The organism is Streptomyces sp. NPDC012825 (assembly GCF_042900925.1).
Lineage (GTDB): Bacteria > Actinomycetota > Actinomycetes > Streptomycetales > Streptomycetaceae > Streptomyces.
In genome coordinates this window covers 271,613-287,512 of record NZ_JBIBBZ010000005.1, presented here as the reverse complement: position 1 = coordinate 287,512, position 15,900 = coordinate 271,613, and the positions used below count along the sequence as shown (strand labels likewise).

The 15,900-nt window shown below is 70.8% G+C and carries 10 protein-coding genes; 4 read left to right on the top strand and 6 right to left on the bottom strand.

Translation table 11 applies throughout. From position 1 onward, the window contains the following. Positions 1–18: 18 nt before the first annotated feature. The 6 genes from ACFY7E_RS14875 to ACFY7E_RS14850 all read right to left on the bottom strand — a co-directional run bounded on the left by ACFY7E_RS14875 (position 19) and on the right by ACFY7E_RS14850 (position 7,553). Positions 19–1,188 carry a PAC2 family protein gene (locus ACFY7E_RS14875; protein ID WP_389484680.1) on the bottom strand — a complete coding sequence of 390 codons (1,170 nt, stop codon included), beginning with the start codon at positions 1,186–1,188 and terminating at the stop codon, positions 19–21. Between the two features lie 141 nt (positions 1,189–1,329). Then, positions 1,330–2,391 (bottom strand): LLM class flavin-dependent oxidoreductase, encoded by a 1,062-nt coding sequence (locus tag ACFY7E_RS14870; RefSeq protein ID WP_389484677.1) that lies wholly within the window; start codon positions 2,389–2,391, stop codon positions 1,330–1,332. Positions 2,392–2,491: 100 nt separating this feature from the next. Next, positions 2,492–4,096, bottom strand: coding sequence for an FAD-dependent oxidoreductase (locus ACFY7E_RS14865; protein ID WP_389484675.1), 1,605 nt, complete (start codon positions 4,094–4,096; stop codon positions 2,492–2,494). Between the two features lie 40 nt (positions 4,097–4,136). Then, entirely contained in the window at positions 4,137–5,672 is a 1,536-nt protein-coding gene (gene glpK, locus ACFY7E_RS14860; RefSeq protein WP_383443716.1) for a glycerol kinase GlpK, read from the bottom strand. Between the two features lie 35 nt (positions 5,673–5,707). Continuing rightward, positions 5,708–6,466 (bottom strand): MIP/aquaporin family protein, encoded by a 759-nt coding sequence (locus ACFY7E_RS14855; protein ID WP_389484672.1) that lies wholly within the window; start codon positions 6,464–6,466, stop codon positions 5,708–5,710. Positions 6,467–6,788: 322 nt separating this feature from the next. Further along, complete coding sequence (locus tag ACFY7E_RS14850; RefSeq protein WP_125659000.1) at positions 6,789–7,553, bottom strand: IclR family transcriptional regulator; 765 nt, start codon at positions 7,551–7,553, stop codon at positions 6,789–6,791. A 243-nt stretch (positions 7,554–7,796) separates the two neighbouring features. Between ACFY7E_RS14850 and metH the strand changes: the two genes are divergently transcribed. The 4 genes from metH (at position 7,797) to ACFY7E_RS14830 (ending at position 15,868) form a co-directional block, all read left to right on the top strand. Continuing rightward, positions 7,797–11,342 (top strand): methionine synthase, encoded by a 3,546-nt coding sequence (metH, locus tag ACFY7E_RS14845; protein ID WP_389484669.1) that lies wholly within the window; start codon positions 7,797–7,799, stop codon positions 11,340–11,342. A gap of 147 nt (positions 11,343–11,489) precedes the next feature. Beyond that, positions 11,490–12,188: an HAD family hydrolase gene (locus tag ACFY7E_RS14840; RefSeq protein WP_389484667.1), complete on the top strand. Its 699-nt coding sequence runs from the start codon at positions 11,490–11,492 to the stop codon at positions 12,186–12,188. Positions 12,189–12,630: 442 nt separating this feature from the next. Then, positions 12,631–14,220 carry an ABC transporter substrate-binding protein gene (locus tag ACFY7E_RS14835; protein WP_389484665.1) on the top strand — a complete coding sequence of 530 codons (1,590 nt, stop codon included), beginning with the start codon at positions 12,631–12,633 and terminating at the stop codon, positions 14,218–14,220. Positions 14,221–14,284: 64 nt separating this feature from the next. After that, entirely contained in the window at positions 14,285–15,868 is a 1,584-nt protein-coding gene (locus ACFY7E_RS14830) for an ABC transporter substrate-binding protein (protein ID WP_389484663.1), read from the top strand. The last annotated feature ends 32 nt before the right edge of the window (positions 15,869–15,900 follow it).

The window sequence follows — 15,900 nt, the reverse complement described above, 5'->3', positions numbered from 1 at the left end:
CTCATCGTCCGCCGCTTGTCACCTGCCGGAGTCGTCGTCCGGGCCACTGGCGTCCGGGCCCTCGCCGAGCGGGCTCTCGCCGGACGGTCCCTCGCCGGGCGAATTCTTGCCGGACGGGTTCTCGCCCGTGGCGCCCCCGTCCGGAACGGACCCGTCGTCCGGTGCATCCGCATCCGCATCCGCACCCGCTTCCGGCTCCGTCTCCGCTTCCGGAGCCGCCTCGGACCCCGGAACCGACTCCGGCCCCGGCTGCTCCGGCTTCGGCGGGCGGGTGCGGCCGCTGCCGGGGTCGCGCAGGAACGGGGAGTCCCCGCCCTCCGTCGCCACCCCCGGACCGGGCCCCGTGCCCGGCTCGCGCCGCCGCAGATACCGCTCGAACTCACGGGCGATCGCCTCGCCGGACGCCTCCGGGAGCTCCGCGGTGTCCCGCGCCTCCTCCAGGGTCTGCACGTACTCGGCGACCTCGCTGTCCTCGGCGGCCAGCTGGTCCACGCCCAACTGCCAGGCCCGCGCGTCCTCGGGCAGCTCGCCCAGCGGGATGCGCAGCCCGATCAGGTCCTCCAGGCGGTTGAGCAGCGCCAGCGTCGCCTTCGGGTTCGGCGGCTGCGACACGTAGTGCGGCACCGCCGCCCACAGGCTCACGGCCGGCACGCCCGCGTGTGTGCACGCCTCCTGGAGGATGCCCACGATGCCCGTCGGGCCCTCGTACCGGGTCTCCTCCAGGTCCATCGTGCGCGCCAGGTCCGGGTCGGAGGTCACCCCGCTGACCGGGACCGGCCGGGTGTGCGGGGTGTCGCCGAGCAGCGCGCCCAGGATCACCACCATCTCCACGCCCAGCTCGTGCGCGAAGCCGAGCAGCTCGTTGCAGAAGGAGCGCCAGCGCATCGAGGGTTCGATCCCGCGCACGAGCACCAGGTCGCGGGGCTTGTCGCCGCCCACCCGGACCACCGAGAGTCTGGTCGTCGGCCAGGTGATCTTCCGTACGCCGTTCTCCAGGAAGACCGTGGGCCGGTTCACCTGGAAGTCGTAGTAGTCCTCGGCGTCGAGCGCCGCGAACACCTCGCCCTTCCACTCCCGGTCCAGATGACCGACCGCGGTGGAGGCGGCGTCCCCGGCGTCGTTCCAGCCCTCGAACGCGGCCACCATGACCGGGTCGATCAGCTCGGGCACCCCCTCGAGCTCGATCACCCAGCGCCTCCTTCTCGAAGTTCCTGTCGTACGGACCAACCTTACGGCTTTCCGGCGGTCCGTCCGCAGCCCCCGGACATCCCCGAAAACCCGTGCGGCCTTGATCGACTACCCAGGAACTCACCCCCGCACACGGCGGGGTCACTCCTCCCAGAGGGTGCTGGGCGCCTCCCTCCGGACCACCGGCGCGATCTCCTCGGCGAAGCGCTGCAGCGTCTCGGCCTGCTCGGCCGTCGACTGCCCGAAGGTGTCGACCGTGACGGACTGGAGGTCGTGCCCGTAGTGCTCGTGGTAGCCGAGGATCTTGTCGATGATCTGCTGCGGCGAGCCGATCAGCTGGGGGCCGTCCGCGACGGCTTCCTCGATCGTGCGGAACGGGGTGTTGTACCCCGCCTTCCCCTCCAGGTGCGGCCGGAAGCTCTGCCGGACCTTCGCCTCGTACAGGTCCTTGTAACGGGCGACCGCCCGCTCGGGGGTGTCGGCGACGAGCAGGCCGCCGGAACCGGCCGCCACCCGCGCGTGGGCCGGGTCGTGCCCGTACTCCTCGAACTTCTCGCGGTAGTGGGCGATGAGCCGCGCGTACGCCTCGCGGGGCTGGATCGCGTTGGCGGTGAAGAGCGGATCGCCGTGCTTCGCCGCGAGTTCGGGGGAGTTGAGGCTGGTGGCCGAGCCGTGCCAGATCCGGGGCGGACCGGCGTACGGGCGCGGGACCGTGGTCACGTTCTTCAGGGCGGGCCGGAACTCGCCCTCCCAGTCGACGCCCTCCTCCGTCCAGAGCCGGCGGAGCAGCTCGTACTTCTCCTTCTGGAGGCCCCACTGCCGCTCCTCGTCCAGGCCGAAGAGGTCGAAGTGGCCGGCCTCCGCGCCCTTGCCGACGACGAGTTCGATCCGGCCCCGGGAGAGCTGGTCGAGCGTGGCGTAGTCCTCGGCGACCCGGACCGGGTCGAGGATCGCGACCACGGTCACGCCGGTGAGGAGCCGGATCCGGGTGGTGCGGGCGGCGAGCGCGGCGAGCAGCACGGTCGGGGCCGAGGAGAGGAACGGGCCCGCGTGCCGCTCGCCCACCGCGTACGCGTCGAAGCCCAGCCGCTCGGCGGTCTCGCCGAGCGTGACGACCTGCTCCAACCGGTCGGCGGCGGACAGCAGTTCGCCGGTGAGCGGGTGCGGGGAGTGGTGGACGATCGTGAGCACTTGAAACTTCATGCTTCAACTCTGCGCGCGGAGTGTTGCGGGCGTGTGGACGGGATGTGGCACGCCGGAGGGGCGGTCCCTGGAAGAGGAACCGCCCCTGCTCCCAAGGGTGTTACTTGCGCAGCATCGACTCCACCCCGGCGCGGACCTCGTCCGTCGCCAGACCGCGGATGGTCAGCGTCGTGCGGCGGCGCAGCACGTCGTCGGCGGTCTCGGCCCACTCGTGGTCGCGGGCGTAGGCGACCTGGGCCCAGATCTCCGGCGCGTCCGGGTGGACGCGCCGGGCCAGCTCCGGGTTCTCGTTCGCCATGCGGGCGATCTCGAAGGAGAGCGAACCGTAGTGCGTCGCCAGGTGCTTGGCGGTGTCGGCGGCCATGCGCGGACCGGGCGCCGGGCCGTCGACGAGCAGCCGGTGGGCGACCGCGTTCGGATTGGCTATGCCGGGCAGCGGTAGCCGCTTCGGCAGCGCGGACACCGGCTCGTAGTCCTCGCCGAGCGGGTGACCGGGCAGCTGCTCCAGCTTCCTCATGACCGTGCGGCCGATGTGGCGGAAGGTCGTCCACTTGCCGCCGGCCACCGACAGCATCCCGCCGCGGCCCTCGGTCACGACCGTCTCGCGCTTGGCCTTCGAGGTGTCGCCGGGGCCGCCGGGGAGCACCCGCAGACCGGCGAAGGCGTACGTGATCAGGTCGCGCGACAGCTGCTGGTCGCGGATGGAGAAGGCGGCCTCGTCCAGGATCTGGGCGGTGTCCTTCTCGGTGACCTCGACCTGGCCGGGGTCGCCCTCGTACTCCTCGTCGGTGGTGCCGAGCAGCAGCATGTCCTCCCAGGGGAGGGCGAAGGTGATGCGGTACTTGTCGATCGGGGTGGCGAGCGCGGCCTTCCACGGGGAGGTCCGCTTCAGGACCAGGTGCGCGCCCTTGGAGAGGCGGATGGAGGGGGCCGCGTTCGGGTCCTCCATCTTCCGCAGGTGGTCGACCCACGGGCCGGTCGCGTTGAGGACCAGGCGGGCGGTCACCCCGAACTCGTCGCCGCTGGTGCGGTCCTTCAGCTCGGCGCCGGTGACCCGGCCCCGGGTGAAGCGCAGACCGGTGACCTCGGCGTGGTTGAGGACGGTGGCGCCGGCGTCGACCGCGGCGCGGACCGTCATCAGCGCCATCCGGGCGTCGTTCATCTGGTCGTCGCCGTAGACGGCCACGGCCTTCAGGCCGTCGGTCCGCAGCTCCGGCACGTCCTGCGCGGCCCTGGCGGGGGAGAGCAGGTGGCCGACGCCGTCGCCGAACGCGGAGAGGGCGGAGTACGCGAAGACGCCGGCGCCCAGCTTGGCCGCGCCGTGCGGGCCGCCCTTGTAGACGGGCAGGTAGAAGGTGAGGGGGTTGGCGAGGTGCGGGGCCACCTGGCGGGAGACCGCGCGCCGCTCGAAGTGGTTCTCCGCCACCAGCTTCACCGCGCCGGTCTGCAGGTAGCGCAGGCCGCCGTGGAGCAGCTTCGAGGAGGCGGAGGAGGTGGCGCCGGCGAAGTCGCCGGCGTCCACCAGGGCCACCCGCAGGCCCGACTGCGCGGCGTGCCAGGCGGTGGAGATGCCCAGGATGCCGCCGCCGACCACCAGGAGGTCGTACGTCGCCTTGGAGAGCTGGTCCCGGGTCTCGGCGCGGCTCGGCAGGGAACCGGCGGCCGGGCGCGTCCCCAGGGCGGGGACGCTCTGCAGGGTGGTCATGTCGCTTGCTCCTCTTACTGCTCGCTCTTACTGCTGGCTCTCACTGCTCGGCGGATTCGTCTTCGAGCCAGCCCATGGAGCGCTCGACGGCCTTCAGCCAGCTCTTGTACTCGCGGTCGCGCTTGTCGGCGTCCATGCGGGGGGTCCATTCGGCGGCCCGGCGCCAGTTGGCGCGCAGCGCGTCGGTGTCGGGCCAGAAGCCGACGGCCAGGCCGGCGGCGTAGGCGGCGCCGAGGCAGGTGGTCTCGGCGACCATGGGGCGCACGACGGGCGCGTCCACGAAGTCCGAGAGGGTCTGCATCAGCAGGTTGTTGGAGGTCATGCCGCCGTCGACCTTGAGCGCGGTCAGCTCGACGCCGGAGTCCTTCGTCATGGCGTCGGCGATCTCGCGGGTCTGCCAGGCGGTGGCCTCCAGGACGGCGCGGGCGATGTGCGCCTTGGTGACGTACCGGGTGAGGCCGGCGATGACACCGCGCGCGTCGGAGCGCCAGTACGGGGCGAACAGGCCGGAGAAGGCCGGGACGAAGTAGGCGCCGCCGTTGTCCTCGACCGAGGACGCGAGGGTCTCGATCTCGGCGGCGGACTTGATCAGGCCCATCTGGTCGCGCATCCACTGCACCAGGGAGCCGGTGACGGCGATCGAGCCCTCCAGGGCGTAGACCGGCTTCTCGTCGCCGATCCGGTAGCCGACCGTGGTCAGCAGGCCGCTGTAGGAGTTGATCACCTTGTCGCCGGTGTTCATCAGCATGAAGGTGCCGGTGCCGTACGTGGACTTGGCCTCGCCCTCGGCGAAACACGTCTGGCCGAACAGGGCGGCCTGCTGGTCGCCGAGCGCGGAGGCGACCGGGACGCCGTCGAGGACGCCGCCCTTGACCGTGCCGTACACCTCGGCGGAGGAACGGATCTCCGGCAGTACGGCGGCCGGGACGTCCATGGAGTGCAGGATGCGCTCGTCCCACGCCATCTCGTGGAGGTTCATCAGCATGGTGCGGGAGGCGTTGGTGACGTCGGTGACGTGCACGCCGCCGTCGACGCCGCCGGTCAGGTTCCAGATGACCCAGGAGTCCATGGTGCCGAAGAGGATGTCGCCGCGCTCGGCGCGCTCGCGCAGGCCCTCGACGTTGTCGAGCAGCCAGCGGACCTTGGGGCCGGAGAAGTACGAGGCGAGGGGGAGGCCGGTCTCGCGGCGGAAGCGGTCCTGGCCGACGTTGCGGCCGAGCTCCTTGCAGAGGGTGTCGGTGCGGGTGTCCTGCCAGACGAGGGCGTTGTGGACGGGCTCGCCGGTGTTCCTGTCCCACAGCAGCGTGGTCTCGCGCTGGTTGGTGATGCCGATGGCCTCGACGTCGGCGGCGGTGATCTCCGCCTTCTCCAGGGCGCCGGCGACGACCTCCTGGACGTTGGTCCAGATCTCGGCGGCGTCGTGCTCCACCCAGCCCGGCTTCGGGAAGATCTGCTCGTGCTCCTTCTGGTCGACGGAGACGATCCGGCCGTCCTTGTCGAAGACGATGCAGCGGGACGAGGTGGTGCCCTGGTCGATGGCGGCGATGAAGGGGCCGGAGGTGTGGGCGTCGGTCACGGTGTGCTCCAAGGGAGGTCTGGAAGAAGGACGGCTCAGGCGAACGCGATGGTGTAGATACCCGCGGCGAGGGCGCCGCCGATCAGCGGACCGACCACCGGGATCCAGGCGTAGCCCCAGTCGGAGCCGCCCTTGTTCGGCAGCGGCAGCAGGGCGTGCACGATGCGCGGGCCGAGGTCGCGGGCCGGGTTGATGGCGTAACCGGTCGGGCCGCCGAGCGAGAGGCCGATGGAGACCACGACGAAGGCGGTGATCAGGGCGCCCAGGGTGCCGAGGCCCTTGCCGCTGTCGTTGAGACCCTGGGTGAGCACGGCGAGCACGAGTACGACGGTGCCGATGACCTCGGTGGCCAGGTTCTGCCAGGTGTTGCGGATCTCGGGGCCCGTGGAGAAGATCCCGAGCACCGGGCCGGGGCCCTCGATCGGCGTCTCGCCGAGGGTCTCCGGGTCCGTGAGGTGGGCCCGGAACTGGCCGTAGTAGGCCACCCAGACCAGCGCCGCGCCGATCATCGCGCCGAGCAGCTGGCCGGCGAAGTAGACGGGCACGTCGCCCCAGGCCCCGTCCTTGATCGCGATGCCGACCGTGACGGCGGGGTTCAGATGGGCGCCCGAGAGGGAAGCCGTCATGTAGACGGCCGTCATGACGGCGAAGCCCCACCCGAAGGTGATCGCGAGCCAGCCGGCGCCGCGCGCCTTGGAGCTCTTGAGCGTGACGGCGGCGCACACGCCACCGCCGAGCAGGATGAGTACGGCGGTACCGATGGTCTCGCCGAGGAAGATGTCGGAGCTGGACACCCGCGACTCCTTTGTCCTTCGTCCAGGGGAAGGCGAACCACGGGTCCCTCCGATGGTCCGCACCCTCGTGTTGAGGGCGTTGCCGGCCCTTGGCACTGCCACACTCTAGCGCGTATTGCCGGTAGGTGTTCGGCAATGCCGACCGGTGAACGGAAGTTTTGCCCTCGGGTCAACAGCGCGTCAAGGGTCCGGGAAGCGAAAAACCCGCCGATGACGCGATCGTTACCGGCGGGTCGGAAAGGGGTGCGGGGGGAGGGGTGGGAAGAAGGCGGAAGGTCCGGGGAGAGGGTGCGGGGCGCCCCGGGAGGAAGCGGCCGGAGCCTCAGAAGCGGCCGGCCCCCAGGTCCCGGGAGACCGCCCGGGCGCAGTCCCGCACCGCCGCCACCAGCTCCGGCCGCAGCTCGCCGTCCGGGCGGAGCCGCTCCACCGCGCCCGTCACCGCCACCGCGCCCACCGGCATCCGCCGCCGGTCGTGGATCGGCGCCGCCACCGACGCCACGCCCTCCCAGGTCTCCTCCACGTCCGCCGCCCAGCCCCGGGCCCGCACCGTGTCGAGCAGCGTCTCGAAGTCCCCGAGCGCCGTCGTCGTCCGGGGCGTGAACGCCTCCCGCTCGACCTCCAGCACCTCGCTGTGCGCCACCGGGTCGTACGCCGAGAGCACCTTGCCCAGGGCCGTGGAGTGCAGCGGCTGCATGGCCCCCACCTCCAGGACCTGACGGCTGTCGTCCGGCCGGAAGACGTGGTGCACGATCAGCACGCCCCGCTGGTGCAGCACCCCCAGGTGCACGCTCTCGCCGCTGGACCGCGCCAGGTCGTCCGTCCAGACGAGCGCCCGCGCCCGCAGCTCGTGCACGTCCAGGTAGCTGTTCCCGAGCCGCAGCAGCTCCGCGCCCAGCTGGTAGCGGCCCGAGGCCGCCTCCTGCTCCACGAAGCCCTCCGCCTGGAGGGTGCGCAGGATCCCGTGGGCCGTCCCCTTGGCGAGTCCGAGCGACGACGCGATGTCGGACAGGCCGAGCCGGCGCTCGCCGCCCGCGAGCAGTCGCAGCATGGCCGCCGCTCTTTCAAGCGACTGGATGTTCTTAGCCATCGCCCGGCCCCTATTCCTCTCGCGCTGTTCGACAATGCTGAACACTATCGGCCGATGCCGACCTTCCGTCACATTTCACAGTGTCGGACAAGGAGGGGCAGGACCGGGAGTCCCCGGACACAGGATGCCGTCCGGCCCGTGGGACGCCGTGTCCACCCCGGGCCGGGCATGGTTAGGCTGGCTCCGTGCACGCTCCACCGGGCGTGCAAAGCCGACAGCCGTCGCAGCCCAGGGAGATCGCCCATGGCCTCGTTGCCGTCCCCTTCCGCCTCCGCCTCCGGAGGAAGCGCCCCCGCCCCCGGCGACGCCCGGAGCCGCGCCGCCGCCCTCCGCGAGGCACTCGCGACCCGCGTGGTGGTCGCCGACGGAGCCATGGGAACCATGCTCCAGGCCCAGGACCCCACCCTCGAGGACTTCCAGAACCTCGAGGGGTGCAACGAGATCCTCAACGTCACCCGGCCCGACATCGTCCGTTCGGTCCACCAGGAGTACTTCTCCGCCGGCGTCGACTGCGTCGAGACCAACACCTTCGGCGCCAACCACGCCGCCCTGGGGGAGTACGACATCCCCGAGCGCGTCCACGAGCTGTCCGAGGCGGGCGCCCGGATCGCCCGCGAGGTGGCCGACGAGTTCACCGCCTCCACCGGCCGCCAGCGCTGGGTCCTCGGCTCGATCGGCCCCGGCACCAAGCTGCCGACCCTGGGCCACGCCCCGTACCCCCTCCTGCGCGACGCCTACCAGCAGAACGCCGAGGGCCTCCTCGCGGGCGGCGCGGACGCGCTCATCGTGGAGACCACGCAGGACCTCCTCCAGACCAAGGCGTCCGTGATCGGCGCCCGCCGCGCCCTGGAGGCGCTGGGCGCCGACGTGCCGCTGATCGTGTCCGTCACCGTCGAGACGACCGGCACGATGCTCCTCGGTTCCGAGATCGGCGCCGCCCTGACGGCCCTCGAGCCGCTCGGCATCGACATGATCGGCCTGAACTGCGCCACCGGTCCGGCCGAGATGAGCGAGCACCTGCGCTACCTCGCCCGCCACTCCCGCATCCCGCTCTCCTGCATGCCGAACGCCGGCCTGCCGGTCCTGACCTCGGACGGCGCCCACTACCCGCTGTCGCCGGCCGAGCTGGCCGACGCCCAGGAGAACTTCGTCCGCGACTACGGCCTCTCCCTGATCGGCGGCTGCTGCGGTACGACCCCGGAGCACCTGCGGCAGGTCGTCGAGCGGGTCCGCGGCCTGACCCCCGCCGGCCGCGAGCCGCGTCCGGAGCCGGGCGCCGCCTCGCTCTACCAGACGGTGCCGTTCCGCCAGGACACCTCGTACATGGCGATCGGCGAGCGCACCAACGCCAACGGCTCGAAGAAGTTCCGCGAGGCCATGCTGGAGGCCCGCTGGGACGACTGCGTGGAGATGGCCCGGGACCAGATCCGCGAGGGCGCGCACATGCTCGACCTCTGCGTGGACTACGTCGGCCGCGACGGCGTCGCGGACATGGAGGAGCTGGCGGGGCGCTTCGCCACCGCCTCCACCCTCCCGATCGTCCTGGACTCCACCGAGGTCGAGGTCATCCGGGCCGGCCTGGAGAAGCTCGGCGGCCGGGCCGTCATCAACTCGGTGAACTACGAGGACGGCGACGGGCCCGAGTCCCGCTTCGCCAAGGTCACCCGCCTGGCCCAGGAGCACGGCGCGGCCCTGATCGCGCTGACCATCGACGAGGAGGGCCAGGCCCGCACCGTCGAGCACAAGGTCGCCATCGCCGAGCGCCTCATCGAGGATCTGACCGGCAACTGGGGGATCCAGGAGTCGGACATCCTCATCGACACCCTGACCTTCACCATCTGCACCGGTCAGGAGGAGTCCCGCAAGGACGGCATCGCCACCATCGAGGCGATCCGCGAACTCAAGCGCCGCCACCCCGACGTGCAGACCACGCTGGGCCTGTCGAACATCTCCTTCGGCCTCAACCCGGCCGCCCGCATCCTGCTGAACTCCGTCTTCCTGGACGAGTGCGTGAAGGCGGGTCTGGACTCGGCGATCGTGCACGCCTCCAAGATCCTGCCCATCGCCCGCTTCGACGACGAGCAGGTCACCACCGCGCTCGACCTGATCCACGACCGGCGCGCGGAGGGCTACGACCCGCTGCAGAAGCTGATGGCCCTCTTCGAGGGAGCCACCACCAAGTCCCTCAAGGCCGGCAAGGCCGAGGAACTGGCCGCGCTGCCGCTGGAGGAGCGCCTGAAGCGGCGGATCATCGACGGGGAGAAGAACGGCCTGGAGGCCGACCTCGACGAGGCCCTGACCACCACCCCGGCCCTCGACATCGTCAACGACACCCTCCTGGACGGCATGAAGGTGGTCGGCGAGCTGTTCGGCTCCGGCCAGATGCAGCTGCCGTTCGTGCTCCAGTCCGCCGAGGTCATGAAGACGGCCGTCGCCCACCTCGAACCGCACATGGAGAAGTCCGACGCCGAGGGCAAGGGCACCATCGTCCTGGCCACCGTGCGCGGCGACGTCCACGACATCGGCAAGAACCTCGTGGACATCATCCTGTCCAACAACGGCTACAACGTCGTCAACATCGGCATCAAGCAGCCCGTCTCCGCCATCCTGGAGGCCGCCGAGCAGCACAACGCCGACGTCATCGGCATGTCCGGCCTCCTGGTGAAGTCCACCGTGATCATGAAGGAGAACCTGGAGGAGCTCAACCAGCGCGAGCTGGCCGCCAGGTACCCCGTGATCCTCGGCGGCGCCGCCCTGACCCGCGCCTACGTCGAGCAGGACCTCCACGAGATCTACCAGGGCGAGGTCCGCTACGCCCGCGACGCCTTCGAGGGCCTGCGCCTCATGGACGCCCTCATCGCCGTCAAGCGCGGAGTGCCCGGAGCCGCGCTCCCCGAGCTCAAGCAGCGCCGGGTGCCCAAGCGGGACGCGGCCGCGCTCCGGGTCGAGGAGCCGGAGCCCGGCGGCCGCTCGGACGTCGCCACCGACAACCCGGTGCCCACCCCGCCGTTCTGGGGCACCCGCGTCGTCAAGGGCATCCCGCTCAAGGACTACGCCTCCTGGCTCGACGAGGGCGCCCTCTTCAAGGGCCAGTGGGGCCTCAAGCAGAACCGGGCCGGCGACGGACCGGCGTACGAGGAGCTGGTGGAGACCGAGGGCCGGCCCCGGCTGCGCGGCTGGCTGGAGCGCCTCCACACCGAGAACCTCCTGGAGGCGGCCGTCGTGCACGGCTACTTCCCCTGCGTCTCCAAGGGCGACGACCTGATCATCCTGGACGAGGGCGGCAACGAGCGGACCCGCTTCTCCTTCCCCCGCCAGCGCCGGGGCCGCCGCCTCTGCCTCGCGGACTTCTTCCGCCCGGAGGAGTCCGGCGAGACCGACGTCGTCGGCCTCCAGGTCGTCACCGTGGGCTCGAGGATCGGCGAGGCCACGGCCAAGCTCTTCGAGTCCGACTCCTACCGCGACTACCTGGAGCTCCACGGCCTCTCCGTCCAGCTCGCCGAGGCCCTCGCCGAGTACTGGCACGCCCGCGTCCGCGCCGAACTGGGCTTCGCCGGCGAGGACCCGGCCGACGTCGAGGACATGTTCGCGCTCAAGTACCGCGGCGCCCGCTTCTCCCTCGGCTACGGCGCCTGCCCCGACCTGGAGGACCGCGCCAAGATCGCGGACCTGCTGCGGCCGGAGCGGATCGGCGTCCACCTCTCGGAGGAGTTCCAGCTCCACCCCGAGCAGTCCACCGACGCCATCGTCATCCACCACCCGGAGGCGAAGTACTTCAACGCACGGTGACCGCGCGCTGACCCCGCGTCAAGCCGCAGTGCGAAAAGGGACGCGTTTCCGGTGATCGGGACGTACACTTGTCCGTCCAGCAGGCCGGTCCTCCTCCCGCACGGCGAGGAAGACCGGCCTTCTCGTCCCTTCATGGAGGTGTGCCGGATGACCAGTACGGTTCCCGCGTCCCTGTTCCGTACGAACGGCAGCTCCGCCCTCCAGGCGGTCTTCCTCGACATGGACGGGACCCTCGTCGACACGGAGGGCTTCTGGTGGGACGCGGAGGTCGAGGTCTTCGCCGACCTCGGGCACCGGCTCGACGAGGCCTGGCGGGACGTGGTGGTCGGCGGGCCGATGACCCGCAGCGCCGGCTACCTCATCGAGTCCACCGGCGCCGACATCACCCTCCCCGAGCTGACCGTCCTCCTCAACGAGAAGTTCGAGCAGCGGATCGAGCGGGGCGTCCCGCTCATGCCCGGCGCCGATCGGCTCCTCTCCGAGCTGGCCCGGCACTCCATCCCCACCGCCCTGGTCTCCGCCTCGCACCGCCGGATCATCGACCGGGTCCTCGCCTCGCTGGGCCGCGACCGCTTCTCCCTCACCGTCGCCGGGGACGAGGTCGTACGGACCAAGCCGCACCCCGATCCGTACCTCGCGGCCGCCGAGGGGGTCGGGGCCGACCCCACGCTCTGCGCCGTCGTCGAGGACACGGCGACCGGTGTCGCGGCGGCCGAGGCGGCGGGCTGCCGGGTCGTCGCCGTGCCCTCCGTCACCCCGATCGCGCCCTCCCCGGGCCGGGTCGTCGTGCGCTCGCTCGAAGAGGTCGACGTGCCCTTTCTCCGTACGCTGATCACGGGAATCTGAGCTTTCGCAGAGCTTTCCCGCGGGAAACCGATCAGGCCATTTGCCGAAAAGGCCTCCGCGTGACCTTGGTCACGCAGAGTGCCGGGCGGCAGATGGCCTGTTTCCGTTCATCGTCCGGAATGAGTGCTTCTGGGTGTCACCATGTGCCCGATTCGCTCGCGACCGTCCGCATCGTCCGGCGCATGACTATCGAACCGCACGCATTCATGATCACTGTGCGATTACCCCGGGCACCGGCGGTGGTCCGGCAATAGGGGCCCGGCGCACTAATCTTTCGCGAGTACTTCGCCGCATAACCGCGTGCACCGGCGCACACCCAAGTCGCCGTGAACACAGGACCGATCGCAACACCCGGCCCGATCGCTCCCGCCCCGACCGGGCGGCAGGCGGCGGAGTGTCACTGACCGCTGCAACCCAGTGCCGGATGAGGAGATCGTCCCCGATGAACCGCAAGACCCTGGTGCTCCCGGCCGTGGCCGGCCTGCTCGCCCCCCTGCTCGCCGCCTGTGGCGGTTCCGAGGGCGACCGGGCCATCGTGGTCGGCACCACGGACCAGTTCATCGCGACCGGGGACGCCCCCGCCCCGCTCGACCCGGCCTACGCCTACGACACCGGCGCCTGGAACATCCTGCGGCAGACCGTCCAGACCCTGCTGCACGTCCCCCGGGAGGGCGGCGAGCCCGTCCCCGAGGCGGCCGAGAGCTGCGGCTTCTCCGACAAGGTCAGCGAGAGCTACCGCTGCACGCTCCGCGCCGGCCTCACCTTCGCCGACGGCACCCCCGTCACCGCCGAGGACGTCAAGTACTCCATCGAGCGCGTCCTGAAGATCAAGTCGGACAACGGAACGGCCGCCCTCCTCTCGAACATCGACACCGTCGAGACCCAGGGCGCCGACGGGATCGTCTTCCACCTCAAGACCCCCGACGCCACCTTCCCGTACAAGCTCTCCACCCCGGTCGCCGGCATCCTCAGCAAGGACAAGTACGCCGCCGACCGGCTCCGCGACGGCTTCGACGTCGACGGCTCGGGCCCGTACACCGTGAAGGTCGAGCGCGAGGGCGACAAGGCCGGCCGCTTCGTCTTCACCAAGAACCCGAAGTACAAGGGCGACATCACCCTGCGCAACGACAAGATCGAACTGCGCCCCTTCGCCGACTCGACCGCCCTGGGCGAGGCCCTGGAGAGCGACGACATCGACATGGTGGCCCGCTCCCTGTCGCAGAAGCAGATCAAGGACTTCACCGAGAAGCCCAAGGACGGCATCCAGATGGTCGAGGTCCCCGGCCTGGAGATCCGCTACCTCGGCTTCAACACCAAGGCCCCCTCCGTCGAGCAGAAGGCCGTGCGCCAGGCCATGGCCGCCGTCGTCGACCGGGGCGCCCTGGTCAACCTGGTCTACGGCCCCACCGCCCAGCCGCTCTACTCGCTGATCCCCTCCAGCATCACCGGCCACGCCACCCCCTTCTTCGACGCGTACGGCGAGCCCGACCGCGACCGGGCCGCCCGGATCCTCGACAAGGCGGGCATCAAGACCCCCGTCAAGGTGACCCTGAACTACACCACCGACCACTACGGCGCCGAGACCGCCCAGGAGTTCGAGGCGCTCGGCAAGCAGCTCACCGCCAGCGAGCTCTTCGAGGTCACCGTCGAGGGCACCGAGTGGTCCACCTTCCGCACCGCCCAGAAGCGCGGCGACTACGCCGTCTACGGTCTCGGCTGGTTCCCCGACTACCCGGACCCGGACAACTACATCGCGCCCTTCCTGGACAGCGACAACTTCCTCAACACGCCGTACGTGAACAAGGTCGTCCGCGACCAGCTCATCCCGCGCTCGCGCCGCCAGGCCGACCGCACCGCCGCGGCCCCCGTCTACGCGCAGATCCAGAAGATCGTCGCCGAGGACGTCCCCGTCCTGCCCCTGTGGCAGGGCAAGCAGTACGTTGCCGCCCGCAACGACCTCACCGGAGTCGAGTACGCGCTCAACACCTCCTCCGACCTGCTGCTCTGGGAACTGGGTCGCGGCACCGCCTGACCCCTTCGTTGTCCCGGCCGCGCGCCCGCGCGGCCGGTCTGGCAAGAGATCAAGAGGCACGACTGTGAAGGCACACAACAAGTGGCTGACGGCTCCGCTCGCCGCCGGCCTGTCCGCCGCCCTCCTCAGCGGCTGCGGCACCGAACAGGGCGGCGGCTCCGGCGGTTCCGGTGACGGCATACGCGTCGGCATGTCCGACGAGATCCTCGCCACCGACCCGGCGGCCGGCTACGACCCCGGCTCCTGGCTGCTGTTCAACAACGTCTTCCAGTCCCTCCTGGCCTTCCCCAAGGGCGGTCTCGAACCCGAGCCCGAGGCCGCCGACGAGTGCGCCTTCTCCGCCGGCAGCAAGGTCTACACCTGCACCCTGCGGGACGGCCTCACCTTCTCCAACGGCAACAAGCTCACCTCGGAGGACGTCAAGTACTCCTTCGAGCGGGCCATCAAGATCGCCGACCCGAACGGCCCGGCGCCCCTGCTCGCCGGCATCGACACCATCGAGACCCCCGACGAGAAGACCGTCGTCTTCCGCCTCAAGGTCCCCGACGCCACCTTCCCCAGCAAGATCGCCTCCGGCGCCGGCTCCATCGTCGACCACCGCGAGTACCCCGCCGACGCGCTGCGCACCGACGGGAAGGCGACCGGCTCCGGCCCCTACCGGCTGGACTCCCTCAGCGACACCGAGGCCACCTTCTCCGCCAACTCCTCCTACCACGGCAACGCCGAGCGCAAGAGCGACGCGATCACCCTCAAGCTCTACAAGGGCGACCGCTCCGCCCTCGCCAAGGCCCTCGCCGACGACCAGGTCGACGTGGCCTACCGAGGCCTCTCCGCCGACGACATCTCCGCCCTGGAGACCTCCGAGAGCACCGACGACCGGGGCATCGAGGTCATCCAGGGCAGCAGCGCCGAGGTCCAGCACCTCGTCTTCAACATGAAGGACCCGGTCGTCGGCAAGCTCGGCGTCCGGCAGGCCATCGCCCACCTCGTCGACCGCGAGGCGCTCGTCGAGGGCGTCTACAAGTCAACGGCCACCCCGCTCTACTCGATCGTCCCGGCCGGCATCAACGGCCACAACACCGCCTTCTACGACGCCTACGGCGCCCCCGACGCCGCCAAGGCGAAGAAGGCCCTGCGCGCGGCCGGCATCACCGACAAGGTGAAGCTCACCCTCTGGTCCACCCCCAGCCGCTACGGCCCGGCCACCGACCAGGAGCTCAAGGCCATAGCCGGCCAGCTCAACGCCAGCGGACTCTTCGAGGCCGACGTCGAGTCCGTCGCCTTCGAGCAGTACGAGAAGGACATCGCGGCCGGCAAGTACGGCGTCTACGTCAAGGGCTGGGTCCCGGACTACCCCGACGCCGACAACTTCACCGCCCCCTTCTTCGGCGAGGGCAACGTCCTCGGCAACCACTACGAGAACACCGAGATCACCGGCGGCCTCCTCCCGAAGACGGCCGCCGCGGCCGACCGCGCCGGCACCGCCGACGAGTACGGGAAGCTCCAGGACATCGTCGCCGAGGAACTGCCCGTGCTGCCGCTCTGGCAGGGCAAGCAGTACGCCGTCTCCCGCACGGGCGTCACCGGCCTCGAATGGACTCTCGACGCCTCGACCGTCTTCCGCTTCTGGGAACTCCGCAAGAGCTGACGGAGAAACGTCTCCCCACGACGGGAGGGGCC

Excerpts from the sequence above, each read along its gene's own strand:
- ACFY7E_RS14870 (WP_389484677.1), bottom strand. The coding sequence starts at position 2,391 with ATGAAGTTTCAAGTGCTCACGATCGTCCACCACTCCCCGCACCCGCTC.
- ACFY7E_RS14865 (WP_389484675.1), bottom strand. The coding sequence starts at position 4,096 with ATGACCACCCTGCAGAGCGTCCCCGCCCTGGGGACGCGCCCGGCCGCC.
- ACFY7E_RS14850 (WP_125659000.1), bottom strand. The coding sequence starts at position 7,553 with ATGGCTAAGAACATCCAGTCGCTTGAAAGAGCGGCGGCCATGCTGCGA.
- metH (WP_389484669.1), top strand. The coding sequence starts at position 7,797 with ATGGCCTCGTTGCCGTCCCCTTCCGCCTCCGCCTCCGGAGGAAGCGCC.
- ACFY7E_RS14840 (WP_389484667.1), top strand. The coding sequence starts at position 11,490 with ATGACCAGTACGGTTCCCGCGTCCCTGTTCCGTACGAACGGCAGCTCC.
- ACFY7E_RS14835 (WP_389484665.1), top strand. The coding sequence starts at position 12,631 with ATGAACCGCAAGACCCTGGTGCTCCCGGCCGTGGCCGGCCTGCTCGCC.